This is a genomic window from Escherichia sp. KCJ4928, assembly GCF_004352695.1.
Lineage (GTDB): Bacteria > Pseudomonadota > Gammaproteobacteria > Enterobacterales > Enterobacteriaceae > ECMA0423.
Window position 1 is genome coordinate 1 of sequence record NZ_SJWV01000852.1, and the last position, 255, is coordinate 255.

A 255-nucleotide genomic window follows, 5' to 3' on the forward strand; every position below is an offset into this window, starting at 1 on the left:
GTTACGGGGCCGGGCCGGACTGCCCTTTGCCAGGATGTAAGCGCATTCGTGGCGGTACGCGACATACGCAGATTTGGATGTGTAGTTTTTGGTGAACACGAGGTGCCCTGCCACGCTGAATCCGGCGTGTTTCCAGGCCGCCATAAAGCGGTCAATACGGTGCCAGCCGTAGAAGCTGACCATCAGCGCGTCTTTTTTGAGTACGCGGTACATTTCATTACAGGCCGGTTGCAGCCATTCATCGGTTTTATCGCC

1 protein-coding gene is annotated in these 255 nt (G+C 56.1%); it reads right to left on the minus strand.

Annotated elements, in window-relative coordinates; genetic code table 11:
• On the minus strand, window positions 1-255 hold a 255-nt coding region (locus tag E0D98_RS27070), incomplete at both ends, for a DNA methyltransferase (RefSeq protein ID WP_276320465.1).